General features: G+C 67.4%; 4 protein-coding genes. 3 read left to right on the top strand and 1 reads right to left on the bottom strand.

The window, feature by feature from the left end:
• Positions 1-585 precede the first annotated feature (585 nt).
• The gene (locus HUU94_RS04505) at positions 586-1284 is read left to right on the top strand and encodes a response regulator transcription factor (protein WP_174273910.1); all 699 of its coding nucleotides are present in this window, start codon (positions 586-588) and stop codon (positions 1282-1284) included.
• A gap of 112 nt (positions 1285-1396) precedes the next feature.
• The gene (locus tag HUU94_RS04500; protein ID WP_174273909.1) at positions 1397-3655 is read left to right on the top strand and encodes a CHASE2 domain-containing protein; all 2259 of its coding nucleotides are present in this window, start codon (positions 1397-1399) and stop codon (positions 3653-3655) included.
• A 45-nt stretch (positions 3656-3700) separates the two neighbouring features.
• Here HUU94_RS04500 and HUU94_RS04495 read toward each other — a convergent pair whose 3' ends face one another.
• A complete protein-coding gene (locus tag HUU94_RS04495; protein WP_254601948.1) occupies positions 3701-4717 on the bottom strand; it encodes a sodium:calcium antiporter in 1017 nt (338 codons plus the stop codon).
• Between the two features lie 89 nt (positions 4718-4806).
• Here HUU94_RS04495 and HUU94_RS04490 point away from each other — a divergent pair, with 89 nt between their 5' ends.
• Entirely contained in the window at positions 4807-6666 is a 1860-nt protein-coding gene (locus HUU94_RS04490) for an ABC-F family ATP-binding cassette domain-containing protein (RefSeq protein ID WP_174273908.1), read from the top strand.
• The last annotated feature ends 156 nt before the right edge of the window (positions 6667-6822 follow it).

Here is a 6822-nt window from a genome sequence, read left to right as displayed (position 1 = left end):
CCCGCCGCCTCCCACGCGAAATACAAAACCACCACCAGCACCCACAGCCACATAAGCTGTAGACGAAGCCCGCGGGACTCCCCCCGCGCCTTAAGCCTCTGTCGATCCGCCATCACAACCGGTGTGCCGCCTCATATCACGCTAAGACGGTGGAGTGATCGACAATGCACATTGCGGCGGCCGGTGCAGCTTCGGGCCATGTCGGGCCGAAGATCTTATCATGCTCGCTATTCATCACGTCGGTCCCCCGGTCCCCTGCCTGCGTTATCTCACCCTCGCTAAATACTTGCCAGCGGCGGGACGCCAGCATTGATTGATCATAAGGCTCAATCGCTACGATTGTTTACACAAACAATGTGTTCAACGTTCGGCATCTGTGTCACATGATAATGAAATCGGGTTAATGAGGTAAACAACTGCAAATTATCTTGAGATAAGATGATTTGAGGATGAGACGTTGATAAACTGCGGCATATTGATCGACAGGGGAAGATCATGATCAGTGAAATGCAGATTGTCTATCCCGAGGCCCTTGGGCATAGCCAAGTCGATCGTCCGGCCAGAGCAGAAAGAAATGGCACTCAGATGCGTATCGCTATCCTTGAAGATGAAGCCGTGCTTGCGGAACAGCTATCGGGAGTTCTGGAGCGCGCCGGGCACATCTGTTATTGCCACAATACCGGGAAAAAGCTGATCGCCGTGCTGAAGCGCGAGACGTTCGATCTGCTGATCCTCGATTGGAACTTGCCCGATACCACCGGCCTAGAGGTTCTCGGCTGGGTGCGCGAACATATCGATCATGCCCCGCCCGTCCTGTTCGTCACCAGCCGGGGCGAGGAGCGCGACATCGTCGAGGCGCTCAACATGGGCGCCGACGATTATGTCGTGAAGCCGGTACAGACCGGCGAAGTCCTGGCGCGCGTCGGCGCCTTGTTCCGCCGCAGCTACCCTTCGAAGGGAAAGGATATCGAGGCTTTCGAGAATTACAGGTTCGAACAGAAAACGACGAGCGTCATGATCGGCGAAGAGCAGATCGTCCTCACGCCCAAGGAGTTCGGCCTCGCGCTGCTGCTGTTCCAGAATCTCGATCGCGCGCTGTCGCGGGCCTATATCCTCGAAAAGGTGTGGGGCCGAAATCCCGATCTGCTCACCCGGACGCTCGACGCGCACATCTCGCGCATCCGCGTCAAGCTCGCGCTCCGGCCCGAGACGGGCTTCCGCTTGCTGCCCGTCTACAGCTACGGCTACAGGCTGGAGCGGCTGAACGGAGGCGAGGGGCAATGAGACCGGCTCATGGCGGCACGCGCGCGGATGGCCTGACGGTTCCGCTCTGAGCGGTCGCGGCGCAGCGTTTCTCCGCGCGGCGGTCGGCCTCACGGTCGCGGCGGGCAGCCGGTTGCTGCTCGAATGGCTGCTGGTGGCGCTCGTTTCGCTGGGCGCGGTCTGGGGACTGACGCGCACCCATGTCGCCGAGCGCGCAGATCTGCTGATCTACGATGCCCTGCTCGCCACGCAGGTGCGCGCGCCCGCCCCGCAGATCATCATCGTCGCGATCGATGAGACGAGCCTCGGCGCGATCGGGCGCTGGCCCTGGCCGCGCGGCATCCATGCCGGGCTGCTCGATCGGCTGGCGCAGTCCCGGCCCGCCGCGATCGGCTATGACGTCCTGTTCGTCGAGCCGAGTGCCGACGATCCCGCGCTGGCCGCCGCCGCGCACCGAGCGGGCGATATCCTCCTGCCGATCGCCTTCGACGTCCCCGGCAAGAATGGCGCGGCCTTCTCCGCCGAGCTTCCCGTGCCGATCGTCGCGCGGGTGGCGCGGCCGGGGCATGCCGCGCTGGAGCCGGACAGCGACGGTATCGTTCGCCGCGTCTCCTTGCTCGCCGGCGGCGGCCTCCAGACCTGGCCGCATCTGTCGGAACTGCTCTATCGTGGCGCGCGCGGGAAAGCGTCGCCCACCTTCGAGCGCACGGCCGCCGATCCACTTGCCGCCGATCGCTTCTCGCTCGCCGCGCCCGTGCTGCTGCCCCTCGCCGGGCCCGCCGGCAGCTACCGCACGATCGGCTTTTCCAGCGTCCTGAACGGCGAGGTGCCGCCTTCGCTGTTCACGGGCAAGATCGTGCTCGTCGGCAGCACCGCGCACGGGCAGGGCGATCAATATGCGACCCCCGTCGGCACCATGTCCGGGGTCGAGATCCTCGCCAACGCGACCGACGATCTGCTCGCCGATCGCACGATCCGGCCCGCGGGGCCGCGCGCGGAGCTGGCCTATGGCCTCCTGCCGCTCTCGATCCTGCTGATCGCGCTGCTGTTGCTATCGCCGCGGCTCAATCTCCTGCTCGGCCTGGTGCTGATCGGGGCGACGTTGGGCGGCAGCGCGGTGCTGCTGCTGTGGGCGCGGATCTGGTTCCCCCCGGCCGCGGCGCTCGCTGGCCTGCTGTTCGTCTATCCTTTGTGGGCATGGCGGCGGCTCGAGGCGGCGAGCGCTTACATGACGCGCGAGCTGCGCCAGCTCGGGCTCGAACCCGATCCGCTGCCGGGGCGGGGCGGTGGATCGGGCAAGCACCACATGCTGCGCGAGGTGATCGATCGCCAGACGATCCTGCTGCACAGCGCGATCGAACGCGTCCGCGATCTCCGCCGCTTCTTCGGCGACAGCATCCAGGGCCTGCCCGACGCGACATTGATCCTCGATCGCGACGGCCGCACCCTGCTCGCCAACCGCGCCGCCGAGGCGCTGTTCGCGCCGAGGCTCGATGATGTCGGCCTTGCCGGTCGCCCGAGGCTGCCCGAGCTGCTCGATCATATCATGCCCGCGCATGCCCGGGCGCCGGTCGACGGAGGCGCCGATCGCGAAATCGTGGCGGGCGACGGGCGGACCTTCGTGGTCCGCGTCGTGCCGCTGGTCGATGCGACGAGCGAACCCGTAGGCTCGATCGCGCGGCTCACCGATATCAGCGCGATCCGCCTCGCCACCCGCCACCGCGAGGATGCGCTGCAATTGCTGACGCACGACATGCGCTCGCCGCAGGCCTCGATCCTCGCGTTGCTGGAGCGCAAGGATGCGGTCGATACGTTGCGCGCGCGGATCGCGGGCTATGCGCAGCGCACGCTGGAGCTTGCCGACAATTTCGTCCAGCTCGCGCGGGCCGAGGCGGCGCGGCCCAATCAGGACCTGCTCGATCTTTCGGCGCTGCTGATCGAGGCGGTCGACGATCAATGGGTGCTCGCCTCGAAAAGCGCGATACGCGTCAGGACCGTGGGGGACGACGAGGAGCATCTCGTCCTCGGCGATCGATCTTTGCTCGCGCGCTCTCTGGTCAATCTGATCGGCAATGCGATCAAATATAGCGATCGCGGCACCACCATCGTCTGCACCGTCGAGACGGTCACGCGCGACGGCGCGCCGATGGTCCGCTGCCGGATCGCCGACGAGGGGCGTGGCATTCCCGCCGATCAGCTCGATCGCCTGTTCGATCCGTTCACCCGCGTCGAAAGCCGGGGGCGGCGCGATGTCGGCGGCGCGGGGCTGGGGCTGTCGTTCGTCCGCACCGTCGTCGCGCAGCACCACGGCACGATCGATTGCACCAGCGAGGAGGGGCGCGGATCGGTCTTCACGCTCCACCTGCCGCTGGCCGAGGACAGCGATGCGTGATGCGCCGCTTACCCGCCGACGCGCGCTTGGCGGGCGGCGGTGGCGTCAGGCGAGATGCATCGCCACCAGCAGCCCTGCGAACACCGCATAGAGCCCGCCCATCCCCGCGAGCAGCTTGCGCGAAGCGAAGCCACGCCGGAACATGCTGTACATCGCCACGATCGCCACCGCCGTCACCGCCGCCGCCAGGATCAGCGGCGGGCCGAGCAGCCATGGCGTGAAGAACAGCCCGAGCGCGGTCGGGACCGTCGCCTGGATCATCATCGCGCCGGAAATATTGGCGAGCGCCAGCGCATATTTGCCCTGCCGCACCCAGATGATCGCGTTCATCGTCTCGGGCAGCTCGGTGGCGATCGGGCTGAGCAGCAGCGCCAGCAGTTGCGGTTGCAGCCCCAGCGCCGGCCCGAGCTGCTCGAGCTGCCCGACGAAGATCCGCGAGGCGACGAAGATCACCACTAGCGCCAACCCCGTCTGCGCCAGCGCGGGCAGCAGCCCGGGCGTCTCGGCGCGCGGTGCGAACTTCAGCGGCTCCAGCGCCTCCTGCTCGTCGGGATCGGCCGGCCCACGCATCTCCTGGCGGACGTAGAGCCCGTAGGCGAGCAGGAAGAGGATGCCCGTCCACGCCTTGCCCGTGAACAGGATCAGCCCCAGCCCGATCTTCGCGGCGAACAATAGCAGAAACCAGCGCTGGTCGCGCGCCAGCCGATCGAAGCGCCCGTGGGCGGCGAGCGCCTTGGGAAACTGCTGCCGGGTCGCGAGCAGCACCACGCCCACCGTCGCATAAGCGATCGTCGAAAGCGCGAGCGGCCCGCCGAGCGCCGCGCCGATGCCCAATTCCTTCGAAGCCGCCGTTCCCCCGAACGCCACCGCCACCAACGTCACCACGCTCTCGGGCAGCGCGGTCCCGAACGCCGCCAGCACCGTGCCCGTCGCCTGCGCGCCCATCGCGAGCTTGCGGCCCACCCACTCGACCCCGTTCACGAAATATTCGCACGACAGATAGATCACCACCGCCGATCCCAGCAGCAACACGAAATTGAGCGCGAGACCGTGCATCGTCATCTCCGAGCGGGAAGAGCCGGGTGGCCCGCCGGTTCCGTGCGGTCAAGCGCGGCTTGGGTTGCAGCGCAGCATGCTGTAGAGGCGCGCGCATGCTTTCGCTCAACGCTATCACCGTGCGCCTCGGTGGCCGCACCATCCTCGATCGCGCCACCGCCGCGCTGCCCTCGCGGTCGCGGGTGGGGCTGATCGGGCGCAACGGCGCGGGCAAGTCGACCTTGGTCCGCGTCGTCGCGGGCCTGCTCGATCCGGACGAGGGCGCCGCCGATATGCCGCGGGGCGCGCGCATCGGCTATATCGCGCAGGAGGCCCCCGCCGGGCTGACGACCCCGGTCGAGGCGGTGTTGGCCGCCGATATCGAGCGCGCCGCGCTGCTCGAAGAGGCCGAGCATGGCACCGACATGGATCGCCTCGGCGAGGTGCACGAGCGGCTGATCGCGATCGACGCGCATGCCGCCCCCGCGCGCGCCGCGCGCATCCTCGCCGGGCTCGGCTTCGATGAGGAAATGCAGGGCAGGCCGCTCGACTCTTATTCGGGCGGCTGGCGGATGCGCGTCGCGCTCGCCGCCCTGCTCTTCTCGGAGCCCGATCTGCTGCTGCTCGACGAGCCTTCGAACCACCTCGATCTCGAAGCGGTGATGTGGCTCGAGGAATTCCTCCAGACCTATCGCGCGACGATCCTGATCGTCAGCCACGAGCGCGATTTCCTCAACAACGTCGTCGATCACATCCTCCACCTCGAGCGTGGCAAGCTGACGCTCTACCCCGGCGGCTACGACGCGTTCGAGCGCCAGCGCGCCGAGCGCGCGGCACAGCTCGCCGCCGCCAAGGCCAGCCAGGATGCGCAGCGCGACAAGCTCAAGGATTTCATCGCGCGCAACTCGGCGCGCGCCAGCACCGCCAAACAGGCGCAGAGCCGCGTCAAGGCGCTCGCCCGCATGCAGCCGATCGCCGAGCTCGCCGACGATCCCTCGCTGAGCTTCGACTTCCCCAATCCGGAGCCGCTTCGGCCGCCGCTGATCACGCTCGATATGGCCTCGGTCGGCTATGCGGCGACTCCGATCCTCGAGCGGCTCAACCTCCGCCTCGATCCCGACGATCGCCTCGCGCTGCTGGGGCGCAACGGCAACGGCAAGACCACGCTCGCGCGCCTGCTCGCCGCGCAGCTCGCGCCGATGGCGGGGCAGAAGACCGCCAGCGGCAAGATGAAGATCGGCTATTTCACGCAATATCAGGTCGAGGAGCTCGACGGCGGCGATACCCCGCTCCAGCACATGACCGCCGCGATGAAGGGTGCGACCCCAGGTGCCGTGCGCGCGCAGCTCGGCCGCTTCGGCTTCTCGGGCGATAAGGCGATGACTCAGGTCGGCAAGCTTTCGGGTGGCGAGCGCGCGCGGCTCGCGCTGGCGCTGATCACGCGCGACGCGCCGCACCTGCTGATCCTCGACGAGCCGACCAACCACCTCGATGTCGATGCGCGCGAGGCGCTGGTCCAGGCGCTCAACACCTATTCGGGCGCGGTCGTCGTCGTCAGCCACGATCGCCACATGCTCGGCCTCACCGCCGATCGGCTGGTGCTCGTCGATCATGGCACGGCATGCGAATATGAGGGCAGCCTCGACGATTATACCGCGCAGGTGCTGTCGAAGGACGCTTCCGGCGGCGGCAAGAAGGGCAACAAGAAGGAAGAGCGCCGCGCCGCCGCGCAGGCACGCGAAAAGGGCCAGGCGCTGCGCAAGCAGGCGGTCGCCGCCGAGGCCGAGGTGACGAAGCTCGCCGCGCAGCGCTCGGCGGTCGAACGCGCGATGTTCGATCCCTCGGGCGCCGAGCCCGCGCTCACCAAATTGACGATGACCGAGCTGATGCGCCGCCGCGCCGAAGTCTCGACGGCGCTCGAAGCCGCCGAAGCGCGCTGGCTCGAAGCGACCGAAGCGCTGGAAGCCGCCGCCTAGAAGTTCCTCCCCGGCACGGGGAGGGGGACCAGCCGCAGGCTGGTGGAGGGGGAGTGCGGCGAAGCGGCACCCTAATTATAAGGCGATTACGTATTCGACAAACCCACGCTGAACGGTAGGACAGACGGCAAGGAGCAAGCCGTTATGTCCGTTCTC

This window comes from Sphingomonas bacterium, from assembly GCF_903644055.1.
In the GTDB taxonomy this organism is placed as follows: domain Bacteria; phylum Pseudomonadota; class Alphaproteobacteria; order Sphingomonadales; family Sphingomonadaceae; genus Sphingomonas_I.
The sequence above is the reverse complement of the archived record's forward strand: the minus strand, read 5'-3'. Positions and strand labels throughout refer to the sequence as shown.

Bases quoted from the DNA above. Each gene is read 5' to 3' on its own strand.
- HUU94_RS04505 (WP_174273910.1), top strand. From the start codon at position 586: ATGCGTATCGCTATCCTTGAAGATGAAGCCGTGCTTGCGGAACAGCTA.
- HUU94_RS04490 (WP_174273908.1), top strand. From the start codon at position 4,807: ATGCTTTCGCTCAACGCTATCACCGTGCGCCTCGGTGGCCGCACCATC.
- HUU94_RS04495 (WP_254601948.1), bottom strand. From the start codon at position 4,717: ATGACGATGCACGGTCTCGCGCTCAATTTCGTGTTGCTGCTGGGATCG.